The sequence below is a fragment of the Streptomyces sp. NPDC034111 genome (assembly GCF_055575375.1).
On record NZ_JBVIST010000007.1, the window covers coordinates 17,940 to 43,841 of the forward strand.

The 25,902-nt window shown below is 72.7% G+C and carries 26 protein-coding genes; 19 read left to right on the plus strand and 7 right to left on the minus strand.

Features of this window, described 5'->3' with window-relative positions:
- Window positions 1-105 precede the first annotated feature (105 nt).
- The 8 genes from mshB (at window position 106) to ACZ55A_RS18330 (ending at window position 9,325) form a co-directional block, all read left to right on the plus strand.
- A complete protein-coding gene (mshB, locus tag ACZ55A_RS18295) occupies window positions 106-1,038 on the plus strand; it encodes an N-acetyl-1-D-myo-inositol-2-amino-2-deoxy-alpha-D-glucopyranoside deacetylase (RefSeq protein WP_468840931.1) in 933 nt (310 codons plus the stop codon).
- Window positions 1,035-1,583, plus strand: a complete 549-nt coding sequence (locus tag ACZ55A_RS18300) for a DUF6113 family protein (RefSeq protein ID WP_468840933.1) — start codon at window positions 1,035-1,037, stop codon at window positions 1,581-1,583. The genes mshB and ACZ55A_RS18300 overlap by 4 nt, the downstream gene beginning before the upstream one ends.
- Window positions 1,584-1,927: 344 nt before the next feature.
- Entirely contained in the window at window positions 1,928-4,108 is a 2,181-nt protein-coding gene (locus ACZ55A_RS18305) for a hypothetical protein (protein WP_468840935.1), read from the plus strand.
- 177 nt (window positions 4,109-4,285) lie between these two features.
- Window positions 4,286-5,302 carry an ABC transporter ATP-binding protein gene (locus tag ACZ55A_RS18310; protein WP_468840937.1) on the plus strand — a complete coding sequence of 339 codons (1,017 nt, stop codon included), beginning with the start codon at window positions 4,286-4,288 and terminating at the stop codon, window positions 5,300-5,302.
- Window positions 5,299-6,036, plus strand: a complete 738-nt coding sequence (locus tag ACZ55A_RS18315; RefSeq protein ID WP_468840939.1) for an ABC transporter permease — start codon at window positions 5,299-5,301, stop codon at window positions 6,034-6,036. The genes ACZ55A_RS18310 and ACZ55A_RS18315 overlap by 4 nt, the downstream gene beginning before the upstream one ends.
- Before the next feature lie 152 nt (window positions 6,037-6,188).
- Window positions 6,189-7,454, plus strand: a complete 1,266-nt coding sequence (locus tag ACZ55A_RS18320) for a sensor histidine kinase (RefSeq protein ID WP_468841549.1) — start codon at window positions 6,189-6,191, stop codon at window positions 7,452-7,454.
- Between the two features lie 9 nt (window positions 7,455-7,463).
- Window positions 7,464-8,069, plus strand: coding sequence for a response regulator (locus tag ACZ55A_RS18325; protein ID WP_468840941.1), 606 nt, complete (start codon window positions 7,464-7,466; stop codon window positions 8,067-8,069).
- A 128-nt stretch (window positions 8,070-8,197) separates the two neighbouring features.
- Window positions 8,198-9,325, plus strand: coding sequence for a PP2C family protein-serine/threonine phosphatase (locus ACZ55A_RS18330; RefSeq protein WP_468840943.1), 1,128 nt, complete (start codon window positions 8,198-8,200; stop codon window positions 9,323-9,325).
- Here ACZ55A_RS18330 and ACZ55A_RS18335 read toward each other — a convergent pair.
- Together ACZ55A_RS18335 and ACZ55A_RS18340 are read right to left on the minus strand one after the other, a co-directional pair.
- Window positions 9,292-10,149 (minus strand): transglutaminase family protein, encoded by an 858-nt coding sequence (locus ACZ55A_RS18335; protein ID WP_468840945.1) that lies wholly within the window; start codon window positions 10,147-10,149, stop codon window positions 9,292-9,294. The two genes, ACZ55A_RS18330 and ACZ55A_RS18335, sit on opposite strands and share 34 nt — an antisense overlap.
- Before the next feature lie 17 nt (window positions 10,150-10,166).
- Window positions 10,167-11,183, minus strand: a complete 1,017-nt coding sequence (locus ACZ55A_RS18340; RefSeq protein WP_468840947.1) for a GNAT family N-acetyltransferase — start codon at window positions 11,181-11,183, stop codon at window positions 10,167-10,169.
- A gap of 140 nt (window positions 11,184-11,323) precedes the next feature.
- Between ACZ55A_RS18340 and fdxA the strand changes: the two genes are divergently transcribed.
- A complete protein-coding gene (fdxA, locus tag ACZ55A_RS18345) occupies window positions 11,324-11,644 on the plus strand; it encodes a ferredoxin (RefSeq protein ID WP_018089397.1) in 321 nt (106 codons plus the stop codon).
- Between the two features lie 198 nt (window positions 11,645-11,842).
- Entirely contained in the window at window positions 11,843-12,952 is a 1,110-nt protein-coding gene (gene dapC / locus ACZ55A_RS18350) for a succinyldiaminopimelate transaminase (RefSeq protein WP_468840949.1), read from the plus strand.
- Window positions 12,953-13,032: 80 nt separating this feature from the next.
- On the opposite strand, the gene ACZ55A_RS18355 is transcribed toward dapC, so the two are convergent.
- Both ACZ55A_RS18355 and ACZ55A_RS18360 read right to left on the minus strand, forming a co-directional pair.
- Window positions 13,033-13,494, minus strand: coding sequence for an ATP-binding protein (locus ACZ55A_RS18355; protein WP_468840951.1), 462 nt, complete (start codon window positions 13,492-13,494; stop codon window positions 13,033-13,035).
- Window positions 13,495-13,807: 313 nt separating this feature from the next.
- Window positions 13,808-14,737 (minus strand): VldE C-terminal domain-containing protein, encoded by a 930-nt coding sequence (locus ACZ55A_RS18360; protein ID WP_468840953.1) that lies wholly within the window; start codon window positions 14,735-14,737, stop codon window positions 13,808-13,810.
- Window positions 14,738-14,777: 40 nt separating this feature from the next.
- Here ACZ55A_RS18360 and dapE point away from each other — a divergent pair, with 40 nt between their 5' ends.
- Together dapE and ACZ55A_RS18370 are read left to right on the plus strand one after the other, a co-directional pair.
- On the plus strand, window positions 14,778-15,869 hold the full coding sequence (gene dapE / locus ACZ55A_RS18365; protein ID WP_468840955.1) for a succinyl-diaminopimelate desuccinylase: 1,092 nt from the start codon (window positions 14,778-14,780) through the stop codon (window positions 15,867-15,869).
- A 123-nt stretch (window positions 15,870-15,992) separates the two neighbouring features.
- Window positions 15,993-16,751: an LOG family protein gene (locus ACZ55A_RS18370; protein ID WP_468840957.1), complete on the plus strand. Its 759-nt coding sequence runs from the start codon at window positions 15,993-15,995 to the stop codon at window positions 16,749-16,751.
- A 231-nt stretch (window positions 16,752-16,982) separates the two neighbouring features.
- Here the strand turns inward: ACZ55A_RS18370 and folP are convergent, their stop codons facing one another.
- Window positions 16,983-17,882 carry a dihydropteroate synthase gene (gene folP, locus ACZ55A_RS18375; RefSeq protein WP_468840959.1) on the minus strand — a complete coding sequence of 300 codons (900 nt, stop codon included), beginning with the start codon at window positions 17,880-17,882 and terminating at the stop codon, window positions 16,983-16,985.
- A 92-nt stretch (window positions 17,883-17,974) separates the two neighbouring features.
- Here folP and ACZ55A_RS18380 point away from each other — a divergent pair, with 92 nt between their 5' ends.
- Window positions 17,975-18,412, plus strand: a complete 438-nt coding sequence (locus tag ACZ55A_RS18380; protein WP_468840961.1) for a DivIVA domain-containing protein — start codon at window positions 17,975-17,977, stop codon at window positions 18,410-18,412.
- Window positions 18,409-19,014 (plus strand): DNA-3-methyladenine glycosylase I, encoded by a 606-nt coding sequence (locus ACZ55A_RS18385; protein ID WP_468840963.1) that lies wholly within the window; start codon window positions 18,409-18,411, stop codon window positions 19,012-19,014. Before ACZ55A_RS18380 ends, ACZ55A_RS18385 begins: the two co-directional genes overlap by 4 nt.
- A gap of 19 nt (window positions 19,015-19,033) precedes the next feature.
- On the opposite strand, the gene chcB is transcribed toward ACZ55A_RS18385, so the two are convergent.
- Entirely contained in the window at window positions 19,034-19,834 is an 801-nt protein-coding gene (gene chcB / locus ACZ55A_RS18390; RefSeq protein ID WP_468840965.1) for a 2-cyclohexenylcarbonyl CoA isomerase, read from the minus strand.
- 322 nt (window positions 19,835-20,156) lie between these two features.
- On the opposite strand from chcB, the gene ACZ55A_RS18395 reads away from it, so the two are divergent.
- The gene (locus ACZ55A_RS18395; RefSeq protein WP_003985072.1) at window positions 20,157-20,324 is read left to right on the plus strand and encodes a DUF3117 domain-containing protein; all 168 of its coding nucleotides are present in this window, start codon (window positions 20,157-20,159) and stop codon (window positions 20,322-20,324) included.
- A 208-nt stretch (window positions 20,325-20,532) separates the two neighbouring features.
- Here the strand turns inward: ACZ55A_RS18395 and ACZ55A_RS18400 are convergent, their stop codons facing one another.
- Window positions 20,533-21,129 (minus strand): O-methyltransferase, encoded by a 597-nt coding sequence (locus tag ACZ55A_RS18400; RefSeq protein WP_468841551.1) that lies wholly within the window; start codon window positions 21,127-21,129, stop codon window positions 20,533-20,535.
- Window positions 21,130-21,389: 260 nt separating this feature from the next.
- Between ACZ55A_RS18400 and sigE the strand changes: the two genes are divergently transcribed.
- The 4 genes from sigE (at window position 21,390) to ACZ55A_RS18420 (ending at window position 25,898) form a co-directional block, all read left to right on the plus strand.
- Window positions 21,390-22,172 carry an RNA polymerase sigma factor SigE gene (sigE, locus tag ACZ55A_RS18405; protein ID WP_468840967.1) on the plus strand — a complete coding sequence of 261 codons (783 nt, stop codon included), beginning with the start codon at window positions 21,390-21,392 and terminating at the stop codon, window positions 22,170-22,172.
- Entirely contained in the window at window positions 22,169-23,107 is a 939-nt protein-coding gene (locus tag ACZ55A_RS18410) for an anti-sigma factor family protein (RefSeq protein WP_468840969.1), read from the plus strand. The genes sigE and ACZ55A_RS18410 overlap by 4 nt, the downstream gene beginning before the upstream one ends.
- Before the next feature lie 122 nt (window positions 23,108-23,229).
- Entirely contained in the window at window positions 23,230-25,302 is a 2,073-nt protein-coding gene (locus tag ACZ55A_RS18415) for a S1C family serine protease (protein ID WP_468840971.1), read from the plus strand.
- Window positions 25,303-25,415: 113 nt separating this feature from the next.
- Window positions 25,416-25,898 carry a sec-independent translocase gene (locus ACZ55A_RS18420; RefSeq protein WP_468840973.1) on the plus strand — a complete coding sequence of 161 codons (483 nt, stop codon included), beginning with the start codon at window positions 25,416-25,418 and terminating at the stop codon, window positions 25,896-25,898.
- The last annotated feature ends 4 nt before the right edge of the window (window positions 25,899-25,902 follow it).

Genomic DNA, 25,902 nt, shown 5'->3' on the forward strand with positions numbered 1-25,902 from the left:
CGGACCGGCTCGCCTCCGCCGCACCCGCGGTGGCCCGCCCCGCCGTACGGCCGGGCGCCGCGCTCACATGGTGAGGGCGGGCCGGGCGGCTCGTAGGCTGTCGGCATGACCGCCCACCCTCTCCGCCGTCTCCTGCTCGTCCACGCGCACCCCGACGACGAGTCGATCAACAACGGCGTGACCATGGCCAAGTACGCGGCCGAGGGCGCGCTGGTCACCCTGGTGACCTGCACGCGCGGCGAAGAGGGCGAGGTCATCCCGCCCGAGCTCGCCCACCTCGCGCCGGACCGCGACGACACCCTCGGCCCGTACCGCTCCGACGAGCTCACCGCCGCGATGACCGCCCTCGGCGTCACCGACCACCGCTTCCTCGGCGCGCCGGGCCGCTACCGCGACTCCGGGATGATGGGCGCGCCGCAGAACCAGCGGCCCGACTCCTTCTGGCAGGCCCCGCTCGACGACGCGGCCGCCGACCTGGTGGCCGTCATCCGCGAGGTCAGGCCCCAGGTCCTGGTCACCTACGACCCGAACGGCGGATACGGCCACCCCGACCACATCAAGGCGCACCGGGTCGCCATGCGCGGCGCCGAGCTCGCCGCCCAGCCGGCCTTCCGCCCCGAGCTCGGCGACGCGCACGAGATCGACAAGATCTACTGGAACTGCAACCCCCGCTCCGTGGTCGAGGAGGGCTTCGCACGGCTGCGCGCGGCCGGACACACCTTCCCCGGCATCGCCACCGTCGACGACGTACCCGGAGTGCTGCCGGACTCCGAGGTCACCGCCTCCATCGCCGGCGAACCCGCCCACCAGGCGGCGAAGACCGCGGCGATGCGCGCCCATTACACCCAGATCGCGGTCGACGGGCCGTTCTTCGCGCTCTCCAACGACCTGGGCCAGCCGCTCTTCGGCACGGAGCACTATCAGCTGGTGCACGGCGACCCCGGCGTCCCGAACGGGCGGGAGGACGACCTTTTCGCGGGTATCGGTGAAAGGACGGGTATGCAGGAGAGTGCCCGGATCGAGGAGGCAGCGGAATGAGCAAGGCCAACGGCGGCAACGGCGGCACGGCCCCCGGCGGGAACAACGGCGCGGGCCCCGCCGGCAAGCGCCCCCGCTCCCGCGCGGCCTCCGCCGGCACCCCCGGCAGCCGCCCGCAGAACCGCACCGGCGCACCCACGACCCCGGGCGGCGCCTCCGCGCTCAGCGCACCGCTGCCCCCCGGCCGGATCGGCATATACGTGCTGCTTCTGGTGGCAGGCGTCCTGGTAGCCCTCGCCGGCACGCTCGTACAAGCCGCCTGGTTCCCCGGCGGATTGCTGCTGGCCCTGGGCGGAGTCGGCGGACTCTTCTACGGGGGCTCCCGGGCGACCGGCACCTCCGCCGGCGTGCTGGTGCCCGCCGCGGCCTGGCTCGTGACGGTGTTCCTGCTGCTCAGCGAGGTCCGGCCGGAGGGCGACTTCCTCTTCGGCCCCGGCGTCGGCTCGTACATCTTCCTGCTCGGCGGGATCCTCGTCGCTGTGATCTGTGCCACCGCGACCCAGATGCGCGCTACCGGCGCACGGCCCGGCCGAGTTGGCGGATGACGTGGGCCATACCGGGACGGATACCGCGCGAGTCCGGGTGAACGGCCCGGCCACCGGGGTTTCGCCCGTGGCGGCGGTGTTCGTACGCTCCCCGGGTGTCCGCCCGCGGCGGACAGTATGGTGGTGCGCGCCGTCGCGCCGCCCTGGGGGCACCCCCCGGCTTCGGGCCGGGGATCATCTCTGACGAGCGGCGGAGCCAACCGGGAGAACCTGCTTTGAGTCGTGAATCTGACAGTTCGTCCTCCGGCCCCCAGGGCCGTGGCGGAGCCGCGTACCCATCAGGGACGCCGCCGTACGGCTCGCCCAGGGGAGATGCCGACGAGGCGCCGGCGCCCGGAGCTGCGGTGCAGCCGGAGGAGCCCAAGACCGAGACCACACTGACGACGCGGATCAAGATCAACATTCCGGGGTCGCGCCCCATCCCGCCGGTCGTCGTGCGCAAGCCCGTGGGTGAGGAGTCCGGCATGAGCGGATCGGCTGCATCCGGCGGTTCCGCCGCCTCCCGCGGCACGCCCCGCCCCGCCCGCGGCAGCGAACGCAACGCGGAGCGCACGGCGAACAACCGCCGGCCCGACGCCCCGGCGGACGACACCACCACGAGCACCCGGTCCGAGAAGACCAGCGACTGGTTCGCACCGCGCAAACCACAGGCCGGCACCTCCGGCCCGTCGTCGAGCACCGGTTCGCACGCCATGCCGTCCGGCCCGTCGTCCACGACCGGCTCGCACGCGAGGCCGTCCAGCCCGTCGTCCACCACCGGTTCGCACGCCAGGCCGTCCAGCCCGTCGTCGACCACCGGCTCGCACGCGAGGCCCTCCGGCCCGTCGTCGACCACCGGCACCCACGCGGCGCCGCCCGTCCCCGGCGGCCCCACCGCCCCGCAGCGCCCCGACCTGCCGTACTTCTCCGACAACCCGGCCCCGCAGAACGGCGCTTCCCCGTTCGACGGCGGCGCCCACACCGGCAGCGCCTCGCCCTTCGACGGCGGCCCGCGCGGCGGCGCCACCCCGTTCGACGGAGCACCCGACGGCGGCGGCACGCCCTTCGACGGCGACGCCCGCGGTGACGGCTCCCCGTTCGACACCCCCGGCATCGCCCGCGACCACAGCCCCTTCGACGCCCCGGCGGCCGGCCCCAACGGCCCCACCACCGGCCCGGCCCGCGGCAACGCCGCACTCAACCTCCCGCCCGGCTTCAGCGACCCGCTGACCGCCACCGGCGGCAGCCCCCGGATCGACGACACCGCCGAACTCACCCCGCAGCCGCCCGCACCACTGGCCGGCCCGGGCAGCGGCATCGGCGCCGGCGCAGGCATCAGCGGCGGACTGCCCGGCGGTCAGAGCGGACCCGCACCCGGCGGCCCCAAGGGCAAGCGCGGCGCCAAGAGCGACCCGCAGGGATCCGCCGCGGGCAGCCGCGACCGGGTGTCCGGCGACACCCTCGTCAGCGGCATCCCGGCGGTCCCCGGAGCCGACGGCCCCACGTCCCCGTCGCCGTTCGCGACCCGCCCGTCCGGCGAGGACGCCGCACCCAAGCCCCGGCCCAAGATCCCCGAGCCGATCAACCCGCCCAAGAAGGGCCGCAACAAGCTCGTCCTCGCAGGTGTCGCCGTCGTGGTCCTGGCCGGCATCGCCTACGGCGCAGGACTGCTGCTCGACCACGCCGATGTGCCCAACGGCACCACCGCGCTCGGCGTCGACATCGGCGGCACCACCAAGGAAGCGGCCGTCAAGAAGCTCGAAGCGCAGCTCAAGGACCGCCGCACCGCGCCGCTGAAGCTCACCGTCGACGGCAAACCCGCAACGCTCCAGCCCGCAAAGGCCGGCCTCGACATCGACCTCCAGGCCACCGTCCGGGACGCCTCCGGCCGCGACTACAACCCGGTCTCCGTCATCGGCTCGCTCTTCGGCGGCACCCGCACGGCCAAACCGGCGATGATCGTCGACGACGAGAAACTCCAGGTCGCCCTCCAGAACATCGCCGGACCCGGGGGCGCCGCCAAGGACGGCGGCATCACCTTCGAGAACGGCAAGGCGGTGCCCCACTACGGCGTGCCCCACAAGGCCATCGACGCCAACGCGTCCATGGACAAGATCGCCGACGCCTACCGCGACCGCGCCACCACCGGCACCGACACACCCATCGCACTCGCCGCCAGCACCCAGCAGCCGCGGGTCAGTAAGGCCGCGGTGGCCAAGGCGATGAAGCAGTACGCCGAACCCGCGATGTCCGGCCTGGTGACGGTCCGCACGGACGCCACCCACACGGTCTCCTTCAGCCCGCAGAAGTCCATCCCGAAGTTCCTCTCCTTCAAGATCGGCAGCAACGGCGAACTGGTCCCGTACTACGACCGCCCCGCCCTCAAGGAGCTCTACGGCGACACCTTCAACGGCGTACTGCTCACCAAGGGCGACGGCTCCAAGAAGCCCGTCACCGTCGAAGAAGTCGCCAGCGCCGTCGGCAAGGCACTGCTCGGCACCACCCCCGCCGAACGGGTCCAGACCATCGGCGCGGACGGCGGCTGACGGACCACAGGCCCCGGCCCGGGCTCCGGCCCGAGGCTCAACGCCCCAGGCCCCCTAGGGGTCTTCCCGGCGCACCCGGGAAGACCCCTAGGGGGCCTCACCCATGACAGATGTCATGACACAGCGCATACACCCGACACTGCCGCGCTCCCACCCGGACCCCGGAAGCTGAACGGCATGACAACCACAGCGACCAGCACCACCGCCGCTACCGCGCAGACGGCGGCCCCGGCACCCGTGGTCAGCTTCCGCCAGGTCAACAAGAGTTACGGCGCGGTGCGCGCGGTGGCCGACCTGAACCTGGAACTGCACCCAGGAGAGACCGTCGCCCTCCTCGGCCCCAACGGCGCCGGCAAATCCTCCACCCTCGACCTGCTCCTCGGCCTGCGCAACGCCGACTCCGGCACCGTGACCGTCTTCGGCACGACCCCGCAGCACGCCATCCACCAGGGCAAGGTCGGCGCGATGCTGCAAAGCGGCGGCCTGATGGAAGGCGTCAAGGTCAAGGAGCTCGTCAAGCTCGCCCGCGATCTGCACCCGCGCGGCCATCCGCTCGACCAGATCATGGCCACCGCCGGCATCACCGACATCGCCGACCGCATGGTCGACAAACTCTCCGGCGGCCAGGAACAACGCGTGCGCTTCGCCCTCGCCACCGCCGGCGCCAATGACCTGATCGTGCTCGACGAGCCCACCACCGGCATGGACGTCTCCGCCCGGCAGACCTTCTGGGGCGCCATGCGCCGCCAGGCCGCACAGGGCCGTTCCGTCCTCTTCGCCACGCACTACCTCGAAGAGGCCGACGAGATCGCCGACCGGGTGATCGTGCTGCACCGCGGCCGGGTACTGGCCGACGGCACCTCCGCCGAGATCAAGGCCAGGGCCGGCGCCCGCCGGGTCAGCTTCGACCTCGACGAGCCCATCGACCGCGACGCGCTGCACGGCCTGCCGCACCTGACCTCCCTGTCCGTGTCCGACGGCGGCTCCGCCACGGGCCCGGCCCGCCGCACGGTCCGCCTCCGGTCCCAGGACGCCGACGCCACCGTCCACGCCCTTTACGGACTCGGCCTCTACCCGCACAACCTCGAAGTCTCCGGCCTCGGCCTGGAACAGGCCTTCATCGCCCTCACCACCGCCTCCGACCGGACCACCCCAGGCCGCGCCACGGCCACCGCCGAGGAGGCGGCCCGATGACCACCCTGATCAAACTCGAGATCATCCGCGCACTGCGCAACAGGAAGTTCATGTTCTTCTCGGTGATCTACCCGCCGGCGCTGTACCTGATCATCGCCGGCGGCGCGGACAACCACCCCATCCGCGGTATGACGCTGGACATGAGGCTCTACTTCATGGTCTCCATGGCAGCGTTCGGCGCCATGACCGCCGTACTGCTCGGCAACAGCGAACGCATCGCCAAGGAGCGTGAGAAGGGCTGGGTCCGCCAGCTGCGGCTCACCGCCCTGCCCGGGCGCGGCTACGTCGCCGCCAAGATGGCCGCCGCCGCCACCGTCAGCCTGCCGTCGATCCTGCTGGTCATGATCGTCGCCGCCGCCGTCAAGGGCGTCCGTCTCGAAGCCTGGCAGTGGACCGCCATCGCCGCCGGCACCTGGCTCGGCAGCTTCGTCTTCGCCGCCCTCGGCGTCGCCATCGGCTACCTGGCCACCGGTGACGCGGTCCGCCCGATCTCGATGCTCCTCTACTTCGGCCTGGCGTTCCTCGGCGGCCTGTGGATGCCACTGACGGTCCTGCCGCAGTGGGTCCAGAACATCGCCGAATGGCTCCCCACCCACGCGTACGCTGCCCTCGGCACGGCCGTCGAGGCCGGCCACGCACCGCACATGAAGGACATCGCCCTCCTGACCGTCTATTTCCTGGTCTTTGCCGGCAGCGCGGCCTGGCTGTACCGCAAGGACACCCGGAAAGTGTGAGCCCACCGGAGACGAACCCGGAGGCGTGAGCCCGCTGGAGACGAAGAGCGAACCGGAGGCATGAGCAGGGTGGAGTCCAAGAAGGAACCGGAGGCGTGAGCCCGGTGGAGACGACGAGCGAACACGAGAAATACGATGCCCCCAACCCCGTGATGATCGGTCAGGAGCCCCGCAACCGCCGCCAGGCCATCGGCAAGACGATGTGGATCGCCGTCTGGCTGCTCTACCTGGCCGGGCCCGTCGGCCAGCTGCTGCAACCCGGCGTCTCCACCGCCGCACGGATCTGGGGCTTCTCCGCCCTCACGCTCTTCGTCCTCGCCTACCTCCTGCTGGTCCTCCGGCACATGTGGCGGGCCCTGACCCACCGCCTGAGGTACGGCGCGCTCGCCCTGATGCTGGCCGTTTCCACCGCGCTGGCCTGGACCCTGGACTTCGCCTGGCTCGTGCTGTTCATCTTCACCAGCATCGCCTGCGGCATGGTCCTGCCCTGGCGGCAGTCCCGCTGGGGCATCCCCCTGGTCACCGCGCTCCTGCTGGCCGTCGGGGCCCGCTACCCGGAGATCCGCCACTACTACTTCTTCGCCTACGGCCTGCCCGCACTCGGCAGCGGCTTCATGATGGTCGGGGTCCAGCACCTGATCCGCACGACCGCCGAACTGCGCGACGCCCGCCAGGAGGTCGCCCGCCTCGCCGCCAACGACGAACGGCTCCGCCTCGCCCGCGACCTGCACGACCTCCTCGGCCACTCCCTCTCGCTGATCACGCTCAAGAGCGAACTGGCCGGCCGGATGCTGCCCGACCACCCCGACGCCGCCGCCCAGCAGGTCGCCGACATCGAGCAGGTCAGCCGCCAGGCCCTGGTCGACGTCCGCGAGGCCGTCACCGGCTACCGCCGCCCCCGCCTCGCCGTCGAACTGGCCGGCGCCCGGGCCGCACTGCGCACCGCCGGCGTCACGGTCACCGTCGACCCGGCCCTGGAGAGCGAGCACCGGGGCCTGGCAGCCGATGAAGAGGGCGCCCTGGCCTGGGCGTTGCGCGAGGCCGTCACCAATGTCGTACGGCACAGCGGCGCCCGCCGCTGCGAACTGCTGCTCACCGAGGAGTGGGAGGCCGACGAGCGCCGCTGTCTGTGCCTCGCGGTGCTCGACGACGGCGCCGGCCCGCCCCGCACCCAGCACGACGGCAACGGCCTCAGCGGCCTGCGCGAACGCCTCGCCCTGGCCGACGGCCGGCTGGAGACCGGCCCCGCCCCCCGCGGCCGCGGCTTCGCCCTCCGCGCCTACGTCCCCCTCGGCGCCCCCGCCACCGCCCCCACCGGCCCCCCGGCCTCCGTCACCGACCCGGCACCTCAGCATCGTCCGGGGCGGTCGAGAGCCGATCCGTCCCTTCCGGGCCAGGGGTATGGCCGGACCGCCTAAGCTGGCGCGATGATCAAAGTGCTGCTGGCCGAGGACCAGTCGATGGTCCGCGAGGCACTGGCTGCGCTGCTGTCGCTGGAGGCGGACCTGGAGGTCGTCGCGCAGGTGGCGCGCGGGGACGAGGTGCTGGCGGCGGCGCGGGCGCAGGAGGTCGATGTCGCGCTGCTGGACATCGAGATGCCCGGGATCACCGGTCTGGACGTGGCGGCCCTGCTGCGCGACGAGCTGCCCGGGGTGCGGGTCGTCATCCTCACCACCTTCGGCCGCCCCGGCTATCTGCGCCGGGCCATGGAGTCCGGCGCCGATGCCTTTCTGGTCAAGGACGCTCCGGCGGCCCGGCTCGCGGATGCGGTGCGGAGGGTGCTGGGCGGCGAGCGGGTGATCGACCCGGTGCTGGCGGCGGCCGCGCTCGCCGACGGTGCCAGCCCGCTGACCGAGCGCGAGCGGGAGGTGCTGCGGACGGCCGCGGACGGCTCGACCAATGCCGAGATCGCCGCCGCCCTGCATCTGTCCCAGGGCACGGTCCGTAACTACCTCTCCCTCGCCATCCAGAAGACCGGCGCCCGCAACCGCGCCGAGGCGGTCCGTACGGCCCGGGACAAGGGCTGGCTGTAGAGCGGCGACTGCGGTACCGGGGCGGTGCCCCGACCACGCCCCCTGTCACCCGCCCGGCGGGCGCCCCCGTCCCCCAGGACCTTTGCCCCGGTGCGGTGCGCGGCGGTCTCGCGCAGGCTGGAAGTGTTATGCCTGCCAACCGACCCGCGGAGGGTGGCCGTCGCACCACCGCGGTGCTGATCGTCCTGATCTTTGCCGTGACCGCCATGGACGCGACGGAAATGGGCCCGGAGCTGCACCAGTCGGCCTTCCTGGGTATCGCTCCGCTGTTTGCCGCGCTGCGCTGTTCGTACCGGGGGACGCTCCTGGTGGCGGCCGTCTATCTGGCGTGTCTGAGCTATATCGACGTGTTCATGGTGGGGGACTGGGAGACCGCCAGCCGGATCATCGGGATCTTCGGGGCGTTCCTGGTGGCGGTCTTCTCCCTGGTGCTGTGCCGTATCCGGCTGCAACGTGAGGCGCTGTACGCCCGGACGAGTCTGGTGGCCGACACGGTGCAGCGGGCGATGCTGCGGGAGCTGCCGCTGACCGCCGGGCCGGTCGAGGCGTACGGCTTCTATGTCTCCGCCCAGGAGGGGGCCAGGGTGGGCGGTGACATCTACGAGGTCATCGAGACACCGCACGGGCTGCGGCTGATGATCGGTGACGTTCAGGGCAAGGGGATGCCGGCGATCGGGGCGGGACTGGAGGTCCTGGCGTCGTTCCGGGAGGCCGCGCAGCACCAGGAGTCGCTGGAGTCGGTGGCCGAGCGGATGGAGCAGGCGATGACCCGCTACAACGCGCGTTCCGTCGAGCAGGGCCACGACGAGCGCTTCGTCACCGCGCTGCTGCTGGAGTTCCGTACCGCGGCCGGCCTGGCGCTGGGCCGGGTGCTGTCCTGTGGCCACATCCCGTACTACCTGGTGCGCGGGGGCAAGGTATACGAGCGCCGGGACGGGGAGGGCGGGCTCCCGCTGGGCCTGGGGGCGCTGAGTTCCGAGCCGCGCCGCAGCGTACGGGTCCATCCGGAGCCGGACGACTGGGTGGTGCTGTGTACGGACGGGGTGACCGAGGCGCGCGGCAAGGACGGTGAGTTCTATCCGCTGGCCGAGCGTCTTTCCGGCTGGACGGATCTTGCGCCCGCCGAGCTGGCCCGTACGCTCCGGGCCGATCTGGAGTCCTTCACGGGCGGGAGGCTGCTGGACGATGCGACGGCGCTCGTGGTCCGCCGGACCCCGGCCGCTCAGTTGAGCATGGCGCGTGCGACGGCGGCCTGACGGCGGACCGCGGTCGCGCCGGCCGGGTCGACGGCCGCCAGGACCTGGGCGTACTCCTCCAGCTCGGCCGCGCCGGTGAGGAACTCCCCGCGTTCGACGAGGAGTTGGGCGCGTTCGAGGCGGAGGCGTGCGGGGTGGCTGGGCAGCAGCAGGGACAGGTCCAGCGCCCACAGCTGTACGGCGCTGTGTTCCGGGCGGGCCTGTGCCCAGGCCCGGATGTTGTTGAGGATCCGCAGCACGATCTCCAGCGGACCGGCCGGCGCCTTCATGTGCGCGGCCAGCCGTCCGCCGGTCGTCCCCGCCACCAGCAGTGCGGTGTCCTCGTCGGTGAGCGGCCGCCCGCCGGCGAAGGGGTCGGCCAGTACGTGGGTGCCGTAGGGGTCGCCGAAGCCGACGACGAAGTGGCCCGGCAGTGCGACGCCGTAGACGGGCGCGCCGGCCCGTCGGGCGACCTCCATCCAGACGACCGACAGCATGATCGGCAGGCCCCGGCGTCGCCGTACGACCTCGTGCAGCAGGGAGGATTCCAGCCGCCGGTAGTCGGCGGGTGAGCCGCCGAAGCCGCAGCGGGTGCCGAGGAGCTCGGCGAGGTTGCGGGCCCAGGCGCCGGGCCCGCCGGCCGGGGCGTAGGGGAGGAGCCCGGCCAGCCGGTCCAGTTCGATCTGGGTCTCGTCGATGCCCGTCTGGTCCAGCGTGGGGTCGGCCTCCGCGCCGATCAGCAGGCAGAGCAGCGCCAGGTCGGGCCGCTCGGCGCGGGCCGCCTCGGCGAACAGCGCGCGGCGCGCGGCACGGGCGGCCGGCTCCGGCTCGGGTTCGGGGGGCATGGCAGAGGGTTACCCGTTCAGTGGTGGGTGCCCGGCTGGGCGCGCCGGTAGTGGTAGCCGTGGTGGTCGGTGAAGCCGAGCCGGTGGTAGAGCGCCAGCGCGGCTTCGTTGTCCGCCTCGACCTGGAGGTATGCCGCCGAGGCGCCCTCGTCCAGGGCGCGCTCGGCAAGCGCCGCCATGACCAGTGTGGCCAGGCCCTGGCGGCGGGCGTCCTCGGCGACCTCGACCGCGGCGAAGCCGGCCCAGCGTCCGTCGACGACCAGCCGGCCGATGGCCGCCGTACCGCCGTCCGTGCCGGGTACCGTCGCGAACCATACGGAGGGGCCGCCGGTGAGGACCTTCAGTGCGTCGGCGGTGGGGGCGCCGCCGCCGGTGCGGTTGTACAGGGCCAGCCAGGGTGCGCCGGGCTCTCTCGACAGGGTGACGCGGGTGGTGTCCTCGGTGGTGTCGGCGAGGGGCGCGAGGGCCGAGATCAGCACCCGGGTGTGCCGTTCGGCGGCCCAGCCGCGGGCGTCCAGCTCCGCGGCGAGCGTGTCGTCGGTGTCCGCGCGTCCGGTGGCGACGGTGATCACGGCGGGCAGTCCGCGTGCGGCGTACCAGTCCTGGGTCCGTTCGAGCGCCGCGTCCAGGGGGAGGCCGGGGTCGCCGAGGGGGAGGACGGAGTTGGCGCGGCGGGTGAAGCCTCCGGAGGCCCGCAGTGTCCACTCGCCGAGACGCTCGGTCTCGATGGCGGGCCAGCCGCGCGCGGCGACCTGCGCCAGCTCCCGGGCGCCGGCCGCGGGCACCTTTCTGCGGGCGGGTGCGGCGGGTACGACCTTGGCCGCCACCAGCGAGGATTCCTCGATGCGGGTGCAGGTGCCGTCGCGGCGTGTGATGCTGAGCACACCCTCGTCCCAGGATGTGAGAACGCCGATCGCGTCGGTGAACGCGTAGGCCCCCTCCCCGTCGCCGGTCCGGCGCCGGACGGATACCCTTTTGCCCACGTCAGCACGGGTGATACGGACTTCCGCGCGACCGCCGGCCAGGAATTCCATCGCTCAAACCGCCCCTCTTGTTCGTCTCGTGCCCGGGAACGGAGATACTAGGTGGCGGGCATCGACGACGCCGCGCTCCCGCGCGCCCTGCGGCGGTACTGCCAATCGGTCCGCCGGCCCTACCGAGGAGGAACGACAGCGTGACCTACGTCATCGCGCAGCCTTGTGTCGACGTCAAGGACAAGGCGTGCATCGAGGAGTGCCCGGTCGACTGCATCTACGAGGGCTCCCGGTCCTTGTACATCCACCCGGACGAATGCGTCGACTGTGGCGCCTGTGAGCCGGTCTGCCCGGTCGAGGCGATCTTCTACGAGGACGACACCCCGGAGGAGTGGAAGGACTACTACAAGGCGAATGTGGAGTTCTTCGACGAGCTCGGTTCGCCCGGTGGCGCCAGCAAGCTCGGTCTGATCGAGCGCGACCACCCCTTCATCGCAGCGCTGCCGCCGCAGAACCAGTAAACGGCCCGGGGACCGCGGGAGCCCGTCCGCTCCTTCCGGTGTCCCCGTCGTCGTCAGCGGTTGCACGGCGCCGCCCCGGTCCCGTACGGCACGTCAGCCGTCCGGCTCCGACATCGCCCGGTCCCGTACGGCCGCCAAGCCGTACGGGACCGTGGCGTTTTCCGCCGGCGTTCCTGCACCACCGAGAAAGAGAGCACCGTGGGCCCTTCCAGGGAGTCACTCCGCGCCCGTCTTCCCGAGTTCCCGTGGGACCGGCTGGAGCCGTACAAGGCCACCGCCGCGGCGCACGCCGACGGCATCGTCGATCTGTCCGTCGGCACGCCGGTCGACCCGGTTCCCGCGGTGGTCCAGCAGGCGCTGACCGCGGCGGCCGACAGTCCCGGCTATCCGACGGTGTGGGGAACGGCGGCGCTGCGTGACGCGCTCACCGGCTGGGCCGCCACCCGTCTGGGGGCGCAGGGGCTGACGCACTCCCATGTGCTGCCGGTGGTCGGCTCCAAGGAGCTGGTGGCCTGGCTGCCGACCCAGCTGGGCCTCGGCCCCGGCGACAAGGTCGGCTACCCGCGGCTGGCCTACCCGACGTACGAGGTCGGCGCCCGCCTGGCCGGTGCCACCCCGGTCGTCTACGACGAGCCGTGGGAGCTGGACCCCAGCGGTCTGAAGCTGCTCTGGCTGAACTCGCCGTCCAATCCGACCGGCCGGGTGCTGGGCGCCGACGCGCTGCGGCGGACGGTGGCCTGGGCGCGTGAGCACGGTGTGCTGCTCTTCAGCGACGAGTGCTACCTGGAGCTGGGCTGGGAGGCCGATCCGGTCTCGGTGCTGCACCCGGACGTCTGCGGCGGTTCCCTGGACGGCATCGTCGCCGTCCACTCGCTCTCCAAGCGCTCGAACCTGGCCGGCTACCGCTCCGCGTTCCTCGTCGGCGACCCCGCGGTGCTGGGCGATCTGCTCCAGATCCGTAAGCACGGCGGCATGATGATCGCGGCGCCCGTCCAGGCCGCCACCGTCGCCGCGCTGGGCGACACCGGACATGTCGCCGAGCAGCGCGAGCGCTACGCCCGGCGGCGTGCCGCGCTGCGCGGTGCCTTCGAGGCCGCGGGCTTCCGTATCGAGCACAGCGAGGCGTCGCTCTACCTGTGGGCGACCCGCGACGAGCCGTGCTGGGACACCGTCGGCGATCTCGCCAAGCGCGGCATCCTGGTGGCCCCCGGCGAGTTCTACGGGCCTGCGGGGGAGCGGTTCGTGCGGATCGCCTTCACCGCCACCGACGAGCGGGTGGATGCCGCGGTGCGCCGCCTGGCGCAGTAGGCGCGGCCGGAGCGCACCGCGCGGGGGCCCGGGGAGTTCTTCCTCCCCGGGCCCCCGCGCGTCGTACGGGCGGACGACGGTCAGCGTCCGCCGAGCGGCAGGCCGCCGAGCAGGCCGCCGGCCTGGCCGAGCGCGCTCTTGGGCGAGCCGACCAGGCCCTTGGCCGTGCGGAGCGGCGTGTTGGTCGAGATGCCGTGCTTGGCGACGGGACGGGCCACGTCCTCGGCCTTGTCGACGACGCCCTGGGTGAGCGGCATGGCCTTCTTGACGAGCGGGCCGGCGGTCTCGACGAGCGCCGGGGCGAGCTTGGTCGCCGCCTTGCTGCCGGCCTGGTTGAGCAGCCCGACGCCGGCGCGGGCGGTGTTGTCGAGGGTCTTGCTGGTGTTCTGGGAGTCCAGGGGCGCGGTCAGCCCGCCCAGGTCGGGCGCCTTGACGGGCAGTTCCGCGGCGCTCGCGGAACCGGCCGCAGCGACCACGGGAGCGGCGCCCGCTGCGACGAGCAGGGCGGCTCGGGCGATCCGACGCGTAACGGGGAGGGACATGGTGCTCCTTTTACGGAGAAGGACTCGTACTTCTGACAGATGTGCCATGTCCGCCGGGCGGACGCACTGACTACCGCTCCAGACCCCCGAAGGTTGCGGTGAACTCAGGTAAAGACTTGGTAACGCATCACATAATCGGCCGGGGCGAAAGGCGGGCAATATGCGCACGCGCCGGCGTGGTGCGGAAACGTCACAGCCCTTGACGGGCAAGGGAATTGGCGCGGCATCGTGAAGTGGTTGCGGCAATTCCCGTACGAGTAAAGGGAATTGATGCCGGCGGTGCCGCAATGCCCCTTGCGGGGGACCGCACAAACTACTGCGCGGAGATGATAAGAACCTCGCGCCCGGCGGCCCCCGAACCGGCCGGCCGGTGCTGCCAGCCCTTCCCTGAATCGGCCGCGGACCACGTCCGGCCGGCGTAAGAGATCTGTTCGATGCGCAGCTCGGCGGAGTGCGCCATCGCCCAAGTCGCCAGCTGCCAGCCGCGCCGTGGGCTGTCGCCGGCGGCCACCGCCCCGCCCTCCCGCACGGGCACCGTCAGCCGCCGCCCGTTGACCGCGCTGCGGCCGCCCGCGCCGCCCGTCCGCGGCAGCACCTGGGGCCCGAACTCCCGCACCAGCCGCTCGCGCACCTGCGCCGCGCCGCCCGCCCGGCTGTCCTCCGGGCGGCTCTCCGTACAGGTCATCGCGGCACCGTCGCGGCCGGTCAGCGCTCCGGTCAGCCGCGCCGCATTCACCTCGTGCTTCGCGTACGCCTGCGGATAGCCGCTGCGCTGCACCTTCTGCGCGGCGACGGTCAGCGGCAGCCGGGAGTAGCCGGGCACCTTCGCCAGATGCCGGTAGAACTCCCCGGCCGAATAGACCGGATCCATGATCTGCTTGACCGTGCCCCAGTCCTGGGACGGCCGTTGCTGGAAGAGCCCGACCGAGTCCCGGTCGCCGAAGTCGATGTTGCGCAGCCCCGACTCCTGCATGGCGGTCGCCAGCGCGATGGTCACCGCCCGCTCGGGCAGCCCGCGCGAGGACGCCACCGCCGAGATCGTCGCGGCGTTCGCGGCCTGCTCCGGGGAGAGCTCGTACGGCTTCGCGTCGCCCTCGGCCTGCACCGTGCAGCGTGGCGCACCGGGGCCACCGGTGACGTACTGCACCACCAGATAGCAGGCCAACCCGACAAGTGCGGCAAAGGCTGCGGTGGCACGCCAGAGGCGCTTACGGCGGACGGAGGCTGTGGACTGCGCGGACACGAGGCCACCGTACTGGAGTGCTCCCGATAGGGTCGGACCCATGGAGCGCTCCACACCCCACCCCGCCCTCGACCTGTCGCTCGACGCCGCCGCGCTCACCGCGCAGCTGGTCGACTTCCCCTCCGAGAGCGGCAACGAGAAGGACCTCGCCGACGCCGTCGAGCATGCCTTGCGCGCCCTGCCGCATCTGACCGTCGACCGCTACGGCAACAACGTCGTGGCCCGCACGGACCTGGGCCGCGCCGAGCGGGTGGTGCTCGCCGGACACCTCGACACCGTCCCGATCGCGGACAATGTGCCCTCCCGGCTCGACGAGGACGGCGTGCTGTGGGGCTGCGGCACCTGCGACATGAAGTCCGGGGTCGCGGTGCAGCTGCGGATGGCCGCCACGGTCCCCGCGCCCAACCGGGACCTGACCTTCGTCTTCTACGACCAGGAAGAGGTCGCCGCGCACCTCAACGGGCTCGGCCGGGTCGCCGAGGCCCACCCCGACTGGCTCGCCGGGGACTTCGCCGTCCTCCTGGAGCCCTCCGACGGCCAGGTGGAGGGCGGCTGCCAGGGCACCCTGCGGGTTCTGCTGCGCACCACCGGGGAGCGGGCGCACTCCGCCCGCAGCTGGATGGGCAGCAATGCGCTGCACGCCGCCGCGCCGATCCTGGCGAAGCTCGCCGCGTACCAGCCGCGCCGCCCGGTCATCGACGGCCTCGAATACCGCGAGGGGCTGAACGCCGTCCGTATCGAGGGCGGGGTGGCGAACAACGTCATCCCGGACGCCTGCACGGTCACCGTCAACTTCCGCTATGCGCCCGACCGCACCCCCGACGAGGCGATCGCCCACGTACGCGAGGTCTTCGCGGACTGCCCGGTCGACGAGTTCGTCATCGACGACCACTCCCCGGGCGCGCTGCCCGGGCTCTCCCACCCGGCGGCCAAGGCCTTCATGGCGGCCGTCGGCGGCAGCGCGATGCCCAAGTTCGGCTGGACCGACGTCTCCCGTTTCAGCGCCCTGGGCGTCCCGGCGGTCAACTACGGCCCCGGCTACTCGCTGCTTGCGCACAAGAAGGACGAACGGGTCGAGGTCGGGCGCATCCTGCACTGCGAGGAGCGGCTGCGCGCCTGGCTGACCGCCTGAGCCCGGCCCGTCCGCCGCCGGGACGGGCCGCCGACCACCGGCCTACGGGTCGAATTCCCCTGCGCTTCATGCCGTCGGATCTACGCTGAAACGGCAATGATCTGTCAGCGGAGGGAGCACGTCATGGCCAGTCCCGAGGGAGCACCGGTCCCCGAGGAGCAGCGGCTGGGGCCCGTTCTGCGCCGCAACGACCAGGTGCAGGCCGGCACCACCGACCAGCGGCTGCTGGACTCCGAAGGCCCCTCCGAGTGGGTGCACACCGACCCGTGGCGGGTGATGCGCATCCAGTCGGAGTTCGTCGAGGGCTTCGGTGCGCTGGCCGAGCTGGGCCCGGCCGTCAGCGTCTTCGGGTCGGCCCGTACGCCGCGCGACTCCAAGGAGTACGACGCGGCCGTGCGGATCGGGCGGGCGCTGGTCGAGGCCGGCTTCGCGGTGATCACCGGTGGCGGCCCCGGGGCCATGGAGGCCGCCAACAAGGGCGCCAACGAGGCCGGCGGCACCTCCGTGGGACTGGGCATCGAGCTGCCCTTCGAGCAGGGCATGAACCCCTATGTGAACCTCGGTGTCGACTTCCGGTACTTCTTCGTGCGGAAGACGTGTTTTGTGAAGTATGCGCGCGGGTTCGTGGTGCTCCCCGGTGGCCTCGGCACCCTCGACGAGCTCTTCGAGGCGCTGACCCTCGTCCAGACCCGCAAGGTCACCCGCTTCCCGATCGTGCTGTTCGGCACGGCGTACTGGAGCGGGCTGGTCGACTGGCTGCGCGACACCCTCATCGCCGAGGGCAAGGCCTCGATGCACGACCTCGAACTCTTCCACCTCAGCGACGACGTGGACGAGGCGATCGCGCTGGTGACCAAGGAGGTCGGGATCGACAGGGTCTAGGCGGGCACAGGGCCTGGGGGCGTTACGGGCCCTAGGGGGTGTCCGCAAAGTCCCGTCTGGCCCGCGACGCCTGGCACGGCGCCTCGCTGCGTTGTCGGGATCGTCCACGTAGACCCACTACGAGGACGACCCTCCGCCTTGCGATGCACCGCACCAGACGCCGCGGGCCCCGCCCTACGGGCCCCGCCCTACGGGCGGACGACGGGACTTTGCGGACACCCCCTAGGGGGCTCAGGCGAGTCCCCGGCGGGTGACCGCCGGGGGCCGGTGGCCGGCGATCGTGGAGACCATGTCGAGCACCTGACGGGTTTCGGCGACCTCGTGGACGCGGTAGACCTGGGCGCCCAGCCAGGCCGAGACGGCGGTGGTCGCGAGCGTGCCCAGGACCCGTTCCTTGACCGGCTTGTCGAGGGTTTCGCCGACGAAGTCCTTGTTGGACAGCGAGACCAGCACCGGCAATGGGGTATCCCCTGCTTGAGCGAAGCCGAGAGCCCGGGGAACGGCCGTGGTCATCTCGCCGAGCCGGCGGGTCGCCTCCAGGCTGTGCCGGGTGTTCTTGCCGAAGTCGTGCCCCGGGTCGATCAGGATCCCGTCCCGCCGGACGCCCAACTCCACGGCCCGTTCGGCCAGTCCGAGCGTCACCCGCAGGATGTCGGCCATCACGTCGTCGTACGTCACCCGGTGGGGGCGGGTACGCGGCTCGACGCCACCCGCGTGGGTGCACACCAGGCCGACGCCATAACGCGCCGCGACCTCGGCGAGCCGCGGATCGACGCCGCCCCAGGCGTCGTTGAGCAGATCCGCGCCGGCCTCGCAGACCGCCTCGCCGACCTCGTGCCGCCAGGTGTCGACGCTGATCACCACATCGGGGAAGCGCTTGCGCACCTCGGCGACGAAGCCGACCGTACGGCGGGCCTCCTCCTCGGCGGTGACCTCCTCGCCGGGCCCGGCCTTGACGCCGCCGATGTCGATGATCGCGGCGCCCTCGGCCACCGCCTGCTCCACGCGGGCGAGCGCGGGCTCGTCGTGGAAGGTGGCGCCCTGGTCGTAGAACGAGTCCGGGGTCCTGTTGACGATCGCCATGATCACCGGTTCGTGCGCCCCGAACTCGCGATTCCCCAGCCGCAGCATTCCCGTACTCCCTCTCCGTGGTCCGGGAGCGACCCTAACTGTCACACCCGCATGGCACGATCGGAGCAGGCACAAAGTCCGGGGAGTTGGTCGTGTTCTGGTTCTTGCTGATCGCGATGGTCGTGGTGGTGGCCGCGGTCACGCTCGTGGTCGTCGGCGGAGGTGACGGCGGGGGCCTGCGGGACTCCGAGCCGGACCGGCTGTACGACCCGCTGCCCGGGGACCGCCCGGTGGCCCGCGCCGATGTGGATGCCGTCCGGCTGCCGGTGGCGGTCCGCGGCTACCGGATGAACGACGTCGACGACGTACTGGACCGTCTGGGCGCGGAGCTGGCCGAGCGGGACGCCCGGATCGCCGAGCTGGAGGCGGCGCTGGCCGGTGCGCACGCCACGGCGATGGGCGGACCGGGGCTGATACAGGGCGGCCCGGAGCGCGGGGCGGGGCAGGACACCCGGCCCGGGGCGGACGGCCCCCAGGGCCCTCGTCCGCCCGAGTTCCCCCGGCGTGCGGAAGGCGAGGACCAGGCATGAGCGGCGTGGTGACGGCGCCGGACGGTGTTCCGCGCTGCCCGTGGGGGATGGAGTCGGAGCAGATGGCCGACTACCGCGCCTACCACGACACGGAGTGGGGCCTTCCGGTCCACGGCGATGACGCGCTCTTCGAGCGGATGAGCCTGGAGGCGTTCCAGTCCGGTCTCTCCTGGATCACGATCCTGCGGCGCCGTCCCGGGTTCCGCGCCGCGTTCGCCGGTTTCCGGATCGCGCGGGTGGCGCGGTTCACCGAGGCCGACGCCGAGCGGCTGCTCGCCGACCCCGGCATCATCCGCAACCGCGCCAAGATCGCCGCGACGATCAACAACGCCAAGGTCGCCGCCGCCCTGGCCCCCGGCGAGCTGGACGAGCTGATCTGGTCCTACGCCCCCGACCGGGCCGGCCGGCCGGTGCCGCGCGCCCTCGGCGAGGTGCAGCCGGTGACACCGGAGTCGACGGCACTCGCCAAGGACCTCAAGAAGCGCGGCTTCCGCTTCGTCGGGCCGACCACCGCCTACGCGATGATGCAGGCCTGCGGCCTGGTCAACGACCATCTGGCGGACTGTCATGTCCGGCAGGCCGTGGAGGCGGCGGCCGGCTGACCCGGCCGGCCCGGTGCGGTCAGCGGCCCAGGAAGACCGGCTTCTCCTTCTTGACGAAGGCCTCGACCGCGATCCGGTGGTCCTCCGACGCCCCGGCCCGGGTTTGCAGCTCGTCCTCCTTGCCCAGGGTCTCGACGAGCGAGTGCCCGGCCCCGTGGGCCAGCGACTCCTTGATCGCGGCGTAGGCGGCGGTCGGCCCCTGGGCCAGCCGGCGGGCGACGGCCGCGGCCTCCGCCGCCAGTTCGCCGGCCGGTACGACCTTGTTGGCGATGCCCAGCTCGTACGCCTCCTGGGCGCCGATGTTGCGGGGGAAGAGCAGCAGATCGGCGGCCCGGCCGTGACCGATCAGCCGGGGCAGCGTCCAGGACATCCCGGAGTCGGCGGTCAGCGCGACGCCCGCGAAGGAGGTGTTGAAGGAGGCGGAGTCGGCGACGACCCGGTAGTCGGCGGCGAGCGCGAAGCCCGCGCCGGCGCCCGCGGCGACCCCGTTGACGCCCGCGACGACGGGCTTGGGCATCTCGGTCAGCGCCGTCACGATCGGGTTGTAGTGCTCACGCACGGTGGTCATGGTGGCGCCGGAGCCGCTGGCCCGGTCCTCGGCCAGCAGGCCGATGTGCTCCTTGAGGTCCTGGCCGACGCAGAAGGCGCGCCCGGTGGCGGTCAGCAGAACCGCGCGTACGGCGGGGTCGGCCGCGGCCTCCTGAAGGGTGTCCCGCAGCAGGACCTTCGCCTCGATGTTCAGCGCGTTCATCGCGTCGGGGCGGTTGAGCGTGATCGTCGCGAGTCCGTCGGTCACGTCGTAGAGCACGGTGTCGGCCATAGTGGGAGTCCCCTCCGTCGCGGCTCGGACTGCCCGGAAGCGGCAGTCAGCGCTCAGGATGCCGGAGATCATCGGCCGTTCGCATGTGACGTACATCAAAGATTGTGGCCGCGTCGGACATCGGTGAGTGGCGGAGTATCGCAGCCCGCTCCCCGAATTGAGTGGGTTTGAGAGAGCGCGTGTCGAAGGGATGCTCCCCGATGTTGGTCATCGGGTCGTTCGATGCGGGATAATGGCCTGGAAGCAATGTGTTCGATGCCGGTGACACGCGCCTATCCGGGCCGTCGGCTGAGATGAGCTGGTTTCAGGAAGGGGAACGAGCATGGCGGCCATGAAGCCGCGGACGGGCGACGGCCCGCTCGAGGTGACCAAGGAGGGGCGGGGCATCGTCATGCGCGTTCCGCTCGAAGGCGGCGGGCGGCTCGTCGTCGAGCTGACCCCCGACGAAGCCAAGGCCCTGGGTGAGGCCCTGGAGAAGGTCACCGTCTGACAAGGGCGGCGAAACCGGCGGAATCCCGGGCTCACCCCGGTACCCCAGCCGACTTACCCCGGCCCCGGCACGCGGCGCGCAGCAATGGCGCGCCGCGTGCCGGGGCCGTTTCGCGTGCGCGGCGGGGCGCCGGTTTCCGGGCGAGGGCCGGTGTGCGGGGGTGGAGGGGCAGGTCAGCGCGGTGCGGTGGGTCAGGGCGGTGCGGCGGTCAGCCGCGCTTGACCGCGCAGAGCAGTCCGTCGCCGACCGGTAGCAGCGAAGGCACCAGGGTCGTGCTCTCCCGTACGGTGCGCAGCAGCTCACGCAGCCGCAGTACCTCCGCGGGCTGCACCGCCGAATCGACCGTACGGCCGTCCGCGAAGACACCCTCGAAGCACACCAGGCCCCCGGGGCGCAGCAGACGCAACGATTCAGCGAGGTACTCCAGGCACTCCATCAGGTCGCCGTCGCAGAAGACCAGGTCGTAGCCGCCGTCCGCGAGGCGCGGCAGGACGTCCAGGGCCCGGCCGGGGATGAAACGGGCGCGGTTCCCGGCGAAGCCGGCCGCGCGGAAGGCCTGTCTGGCGAAGGATTGCCGCTCGGGCTCGCAGTCCACGGTGGTCAGGACCCCGTCGGGGCGCATGCCGTGCAGGAGGTAGATGCCCGACACGCCCGTGCCGGTGCCGATCTCGGCGACCGCCTTGGCGTCCGCGGTGGCGGCGAGCAGGCGCAGGGCCGCGCCGGTGCCGCTCGTGACCGTACGGATGCCGGCCTCGCGTGCCTGGTCACGGGACCAGCGCAGGGCGGCCTCGGTGGTGCCGTCGATGGTCCCGGCGCCGTACGCCTCGGCGAATGCCAAGCTCGTCTGCCGGTTGCCGGTAATGGCCCTCTCCTGTCCCCGTAGTTGACGCAACCGTGACTGTATCCGCTGCGTGCGGGAACCCGCAGATGGGACCGGGCGTTAAAGAGGGGGAGGAGGAAGAGGGGGACGCAGTGGCGAAGACCGCGCGAGACGGGAATCAAGGCGGGAAGCAGGACCAAATGCAGGTCAAAACTGCTTATCCGGAGCTAACGGGCGAGGTGGATATGGTAGGGGCTCTACTGGACACCACCAGAGCCACCAGGGGAGGTGCGGCTGCGGCGGGTGACCGAGGGGTGCTGAGGCGCTTGAAGAGGTCGTTCGCCGAGCCGAAATCCGTGACACACACCGCTGACCGTTTCCGCACCACCGACTCCGCACCTACCGCGACCTTCGCCGCAGACGCGGATGCGCAGGCGTGGACTCCGCCCAGCTGGGAGGAGATCGTCAGCACGCACAGTGCACGGGTCTACCGTCTCGCCTACCGCCTCACCGGCAATCAGCACGACGCCGAGGACCTCACCCAGGAGGTGTTCGTCCGCGTCTTCCGCTCACTGTCGACGTACACCCCCGGCACCTTCGAGGGCTGGCTGCACCGCATCACCACCAACCTCTTCCTGGACATGGTCCGGCGCCGGCAGCGTATTCGGTTCGATGCGCTCGGTGACGACGCGGCCGAGAAGCTTCCCAGCCGTGAGCCCGCCCCGCAGCAGCACTTCGACGACACGCACTTCGACGCCGATGTCCAGCAGGCGCTGGACACCCTCGCGCCGGAGTTCCGCGCGGCCGTCGTCCTGTGCGACATCGAGGGCCTGTCGTACGAGGAGATCGCGGCCACCCTCGGCGTCAAGCTGGGCACGGTCCGCAGCCGGATCCACCGTGGCCGCTCCCATCTGCGCAAGGCCCTCAAGCACCGTGCTCCGGCCACCCGCAGTGAGGAGCGCGAGGAGCGCGAGCAGCGCCGGGCGCTGGCCGCCGTGGTGCCCACGGGGGAGGTAGGGATCGCGTGAGCCTCAGTGGCGGTCCGTCCCCCGCCGAGCAGCATCTCGGCGACCGCCTCGCGGCCCTGGTCGACGGCGAGTTGGGGCATGACGCGCGCGAGCGGGTGCTCGCGCATCTTGCGACATGCGCAAAGTGCAAGGCAGAGGCCGATGCCCAGCGTCGGCTCAAGAGTGTGTTCGCCGAGGCGGCGCCCCCCGGTCCCTCCGCGGGGCTGCTGGCGCGCTTGCAGCAGCTGCCCGGCGGTGACCCCGGCAGCCCGGTCAGCCGGCTCGGCGGCGGCAGCTTCGGCACCGGTGAATTCGCCCAGGGCGGCGGCTCGTTTCGTTATGTCCCCTCCGGTGGCCATTCCGGCGGGGCGATGGCGGCCATCCCCGCCCAGGACCGCTCGCGTGGTTTCCGGGTGCCGGAGGCCGAACGGCCCGCGCAGCGGCGCCGGTTCGCCTTCGCGGCGGCCGGAGCGGTCTCGCTCGCGGCGATTGCGCTCGGCGGTGCCCTCCCGCTGGAGGCGGTCGTCGACGCCACCGGCGGGCGCCCCGAGGGCAGCGGTACGTCCGTCACCCCGCTCAGCGTGGACTCGGCGGCCGACAGCGGCTCCCTGCCCCCCGGCGGGAAGTTCCTGACGACCGACAGCGCCCGGCGGACCTGGCCCCCGTCCGGCGGTCCGACGCAGGCCCCGGCGCCCAGCGCCATGGCCCTCTACGCTCCCGGCGTCGCGCCCGCCCAGCCCGCGACGGCCGCGGCGGCCCCGGTCGGCCGCTTCGGGCTGTCGCCGTTGATCGCCGCGACCGGTCCGTCCGCGTCGTACCACCACGCTCCGCTGGCCGTGGCGACCGGCATCCCCCTCGCCAAGAACCCGCCCCCGCTCCCGCCCTTGGAGCCGATGCGCCCGCTGACCGGCTCCGCCGCCGGCCCCGGGGCCCAGGGTCCGGCCGGCCGGCACTGACCGTCCCCTGCGCAGCCCCCCGCGGAACTGGTTGAATCGGCTCTTGTGCGCCGCACCCTGACCGGGCGTGTGCCGCGAGGTGGTGGTGGCCCGCAGGACCGCGGGCGAATTCTGGGGAGAGCATGGACGACGGTAAGGCTGCCGGGCCGAAGCTGAAGTGGTGGAGCCGTCCGGGGCGCACCCCGAGCACGCAACCGTCCGCCGAGGCCGGTCCGCAGGCGATGCCGCCCGCCGACGGCCCGGCGGAGCGGGTGCGGGCCGGGGCCTCCGGCACGGCCGACGGGTCCGGTGCGCAGGATGCGGGCGACTGGATCGTGCGCCCGCCGGAGCCGCGCAGCGCCGCCGAGAGGCCGGAGCATGCCGAGGCGGACGACGCCGCCGGGCCGGCCGAGACGGCCCAAGCGGCCCGTACCGAGGGCGAGTTGGCCGCCGAGACGCCGGCGCAGGGGGCGCGGACCGGTGCGGCCACCGTGATGCTCGGTCAGGTGACCGCCGATGCGGGGCAGGAGACTGCCGTGGCCCCGGCGTCCGCCGAGACCACTGGTGTACCGCCGCAGCGGCCGGACGCCGCCGAAGCCCGCCCCTCGGGCGCCCCGGACACCGCGGCCCCCGGCCGGCCGCTGCACCCGGAGGACCCGTACGGCACCCCGCCGTACGGCGGCCCCGGCCCCTGGGCCCCCGCGCCGCCCGTACAGCGGCCGGAGCCCCGTACCGGCGCCCAGGGCTGGTCCGGCGGGCTCACCGGCGGCGCCACCCCCGCCCAGGGCACCGTGCTCCCGCCGTCCGCCGGGCCGCTGCCCCCGTACGGCGCACCGGCACCGGCCGCCGGCTACCCGAGCCCGCCGCCCGCGCCGCCGCACACCGGCGGCGAGCCGCAGCACCCGGCCGGACCGGCCGAGGCCGCGCCGCCCGCCCCGGCCGACGGGCCGGCCGCGCCCGGCGGCCCGGTGCACCACGAGTCCGCCGCCCCGCGGCCCGGCGTCCCCTCTTCCGGTACCGCCGCGCACGGTGCCTGGCACCAGTACGACCCCTGGAGCGCACCCCTCCAAGGCGGCCCGGCCGCGCCGCCGTCCGCGCGGCGCAGCCGCCGCGGTCCGCTGGTCGCCGGCGCGGTGGCGCTCGCGCTGCTCGCGGGCGGGACGGGCGGCGCCATCGGCGCGTATGTCGAGCGGTACGGCGGGATCAACGACATCAAGCTGCCGCAGGCCAGCGACGACGACGCCGGGGGACGCCGCCCCGACAGCGTCGCCGGGATCGCGCAGGCCGCGCTGCCCGGTGTGGTGACGCTCCACGTCCGGGGCAGCGCAGAACAGGGCACCGGCACCGGCTTCGTCCTCGACCGGCAGGGCCACATCCTCACCAACAACCACGTCGTGGAGCCGGCCGGGACCGGCGGCGAGATATCGGTGACCTTCAGCGGCGGGCAGACCGCCAAGGCGAAGGTCGTCGGGCAGGACGGCGGCTACGACCTCGCCGTCGTCCAGGTCGAGGGCGTCACGGGGCTGCGGCCGCTGCCGCTGGGCAACTCCGACTCGGTGCGGGTCGGCGACCCGGTCGTGGCGATCGGCGCGCCGTTCGACCTGGCCAACACCGTGACCGCCGGCATCATCAGCGCCAAGCAGCGCCCGATCACCGCGGGCGGCCAGAAGGGCGACGGCAGCGATGTGTCGTACGTGGACGCCCTCCAGACCGATGCGCCGATCAACCCCGGCAACTCCGGCGGCCCGCTGGTGGACGCCCGGGCGCGGGTGATCGGCATCAACAGCGCCATCCGCGCGGCCGACAGCGGCGGCGGACCGGACGGCGGCGGCCAGGGCGGCAGCATAGGGCTGGGCTTCGCCATCCCGATCAATCAGGCCAAGCGGGTGGCCGAGGAGTTGATCAACACCGGCCGGGCGACACACCCGGTGATCGGCGTGACGCTGGAGATGGAGTACGCCGGTGACGGCGCGCGGGTCGGCGAGCACAGCAAGGGCGGCAAGGAGCCGGTCATCCCCGGCGGCCCGGGTGCCCGGGCCGGGATCCGGCCCGGCGACGTGATCACCAAGGTGGACGGCGCTCCGGTGCACAGCGGCGAGGAGCTGATCGTGAAGATCCGCAGCCACCGGCCGGGTGACACGCTGATGCTGACCCTCCAGAGGGGCGGCAAGGAGCAGACGGTGCGCCTCAGGCTGGGGTCCTCCACCGCCAGCTGATCGTTTGCACGGTGTTGGCACGGGTGACTCCCGTCCGACGCACGGGGCCAGGTACCGTGATAGTCGGCCTGGCCCCTAGGCCAGCGAAGGCCGATGACCCAAGGAGCTGCAAGGTGTTCTTCGACATAGGACCCCTAGAGCTGGTAGCGATCGTCGTCCTTGCCGTGCTCATCTTCGGTCCGGACAAGCTCCCCAAGGTCATCCAGGACGTGATGGGCGTCATCCGGAAGATCCGGGCGTTCTCCGACAGCGCCAAGGAAGACATCCGCAGCGAGCTGGGGCCGGAGTTCAAGGACTTCGAGTTCGAGGACCTCAAGCCCAAGAACTTCGTGCGCAAACACGTCCTGGAGAAGGACGAGTACGGCCTCAAGGAGCTCGCCGAGATCCGCAACGGCTTCGACCTCAAGCAGGAGATGGCCGAGGTCACCGACGCCGTACACGGCCGCGAGAGCGCCTCGGCCGCCGCGCCCTCGAACGGCTCCGGGCCCAGCCTCTCCAAGGAGCCCACGGCCGCCTCCGGCCGCCCGGACCTGGTCAAGAAGCCGGCGATACCTGAGCCGGGCGAGCGTCCGCCGTTCGACGCGGACGCCACCTGACACA

Excerpts from the sequence above, each read along its gene's own strand:
- ACZ55A_RS18325 (WP_468840941.1), top strand. The coding sequence starts at position 7,464 with ATGATCAAAGTGCTGCTGGCCGAGGACCAGTCGATGGTCCGCGAGGCA.
- ACZ55A_RS18415 (WP_468840971.1), top strand. The coding sequence starts at position 23,230 with ATGGACGACGGTAAGGCTGCCGGGCCGAAGCTGAAGTGGTGGAGCCGT.
- ACZ55A_RS18340 (WP_468840947.1), bottom strand. The coding sequence starts at position 11,183 with ATGGAATTCCTGGCCGGCGGTCGCGCGGAAGTCCGTATCACCCGTGCT.
- ACZ55A_RS18335 (WP_468840945.1), bottom strand. The coding sequence starts at position 10,149 with ATGCCCCCCGAACCCGAGCCGGAGCCGGCCGCCCGTGCCGCGCGCCGC.
- ACZ55A_RS18355 (WP_468840951.1), bottom strand. The coding sequence starts at position 13,494 with ATGTCCCTCCCCGTTACGCGTCGGATCGCCCGAGCCGCCCTGCTCGTC.
- ACZ55A_RS18300 (WP_468840933.1), top strand. The coding sequence starts at position 1,035 with ATGAGCAAGGCCAACGGCGGCAACGGCGGCACGGCCCCCGGCGGGAAC.
- dapE (WP_468840955.1), top strand. The coding sequence starts at position 14,778 with ATGGAGCGCTCCACACCCCACCCCGCCCTCGACCTGTCGCTCGACGCC.
- sigE (WP_468840967.1), top strand. The coding sequence starts at position 21,390 with ATGGTAGGGGCTCTACTGGACACCACCAGAGCCACCAGGGGAGGTGCG.
- chcB (WP_468840965.1), bottom strand. The coding sequence starts at position 19,834 with ATGGCCGACACCGTGCTCTACGACGTGACCGACGGACTCGCGACGATC.
- ACZ55A_RS18370 (WP_468840957.1), top strand. The coding sequence starts at position 15,993 with ATGGCCAGTCCCGAGGGAGCACCGGTCCCCGAGGAGCAGCGGCTGGGG.
- mshB (WP_468840931.1), top strand. The coding sequence starts at position 106 with ATGACCGCCCACCCTCTCCGCCGTCTCCTGCTCGTCCACGCGCACCCC.
- ACZ55A_RS18330 (WP_468840943.1), top strand. The coding sequence starts at position 8,198 with ATGCCTGCCAACCGACCCGCGGAGGGTGGCCGTCGCACCACCGCGGTG.
- ACZ55A_RS18395 (WP_003985072.1), top strand. The coding sequence starts at position 20,157 with ATGGCGGCCATGAAGCCGCGGACGGGCGACGGCCCGCTCGAGGTGACC.
- ACZ55A_RS18315 (WP_468840939.1), top strand. The coding sequence starts at position 5,299 with ATGACCACCCTGATCAAACTCGAGATCATCCGCGCACTGCGCAACAGG.
- ACZ55A_RS18385 (WP_468840963.1), top strand. The coding sequence starts at position 18,409 with ATGAGCGGCGTGGTGACGGCGCCGGACGGTGTTCCGCGCTGCCCGTGG.
- ACZ55A_RS18320 (WP_468841549.1), top strand. The coding sequence starts at position 6,189 with ATGATCGGTCAGGAGCCCCGCAACCGCCGCCAGGCCATCGGCAAGACG.
- folP (WP_468840959.1), bottom strand. The coding sequence starts at position 17,882 with ATGCTGCGGCTGGGGAATCGCGAGTTCGGGGCGCACGAACCGGTGATC.
- ACZ55A_RS18310 (WP_468840937.1), top strand. The coding sequence starts at position 4,286 with ATGACAACCACAGCGACCAGCACCACCGCCGCTACCGCGCAGACGGCG.